At 67.0% G+C, this 1,573-nt stretch carries 1 protein-coding gene; it reads right to left on the minus strand.

Annotated features, from left to right (window positions below):
* The coding region (tnpC, locus tag CKO28_RS27540) for an IS66 family transposase (protein ID WP_200344711.1) at positions 1–1,315 on the minus strand (1,315 nt) is incomplete at its 3' end.
* Positions 1,316–1,573: the final 258 nt, after the last annotated feature.

Below are 1,573 nucleotides of genomic sequence, written 5' to 3' on the forward strand. Positions count from 1 at the left end.
CTCCAGCCGCTCCCGCCGTTCCAGGGGTCATGCGCGCTCTCGTTATGCGGAGTTGGCCCGCTCCAATTTCGCCCTGATTTGCGCGCTTGCGATCAACGCTCCGCATAATCGTGGGCTCCGCATAATTCCTGAAAATTACGGCCGGGCGGAGGTAGCGCTCGCTGGCGTTGTTGGTCGCCGGCACACCCGGGTTGGTGACGCACACGAACAGCTCGCAGCGCACGCGCCGGATCTGCCCGCGCAGCTTCTCGCCGGCGCGGCTGTCCGATGGCCGCGTGACCAGCTCATCGAGATCGCGGTCGAGGCGACATCGGTACTGGTAGAGCGTGCTCTTCTGGAGATCCTCGCGCCGCCGGGCGATATCGACGGCACGCAGCAGGAGGTCCTTGAGCGGCGGGGCAAACACCGTGTCGCCGGCGTCGATGGCGTACTGCGCGTCCCGTAGCAGGTGGGCGAGGCAGAGCTGCCGGCTTTCACCGTGCCCGGTCTGCGCGGCGAAGCGGTCGGAGACCCAGACCTCCGGGACATGCTCGCCGAGCACCTCCCGGACGACCGCCTTGCCGCGGCTGGGCGCCACCTTGTGCAGCACCGCGGTGGCGCAGCCGAACACCCATTGCCAGTATTTCTGGCCGGCTACCCGAGCGCCGGTCTCGTCGCAGCCGATCACGCCGGCCTGGCGCAGCTCCGCGGTGATGTCGGCGACCGCGGCGTCCACCTGCTCCTTGGCGCGGGCGAGGATGTTGGCGATCGTGCCCTCGCTGATCGACACGCCGAACATATCCAGCATCAAAGCCGACAGACGCTGGTAGCTGATGGCGTGGATGGTGTGCAGGTAGATCACCTTCTCCTCGACGCTGCGCCCGAACGGCGAGCCGGGCTTGAGCCCGTCCGGCGGGGTCGCGGCGAAGCGCTCGCCGCAGCACGGACATTCGCCCTGGTACTGATGGACGCGGGTGACGTCCGGGCGCACCGGCGGGATCTCGATGCGGTCGTAACGGTCTTTGAGGGTCTGATGCTCCGGGCCGACGTGGCCGCCGCAGCTCGGGCAGTTGTTGGCCGGCGCCGCGACCGTGCGGTCCGGGTTGGGCTCCAGCGAGCGCGCCTGGCCCTGGCCGCCCTTGCCCGTCTTGCCGGCTTTGCGTCTGCGTGGCTTGTTCGGCTTCTCGTCCTGCGACGGCGCGCGGGAGGAGTTCTGCGAGGTCTTGCGCGGCTGGTTCAGCCTGGCCTCGATAGCCGCGATACGCTTTTCCAGCGCCAGGATGTAGTCGATCAGCTCGTCTTTGGAATACTGCTTCAGTTCCTCCCGCCGACTCATACCATTCTGGAATCACACCCCGAGTCCTGGGGTCAACCGGCGAATATGGAGCGCGCAAAGCAGCTCACATCGCCCGAACTACAGGGGGTGGGGTGAGCACGTACCCGCCGCGGACGATGTGATCGCGTGAATGAACGAACCCGCTATCGCGGGGGTTAGCGGATAACAGGTGCGGGCGGGTCTCCTGCCTGAGACGATGGGGTTGCCGACCACCAACTCTCAGGACAGGAGTTTCCCAGATGGCCGACATCAGCCCTC

It is taken from the genome of Rhodovibrio sodomensis (assembly GCF_016583645.1).
Taxonomy (GTDB): Bacteria; Pseudomonadota; Alphaproteobacteria; order Kiloniellales; family Rhodovibrionaceae; genus Rhodovibrio; species Rhodovibrio sodomensis.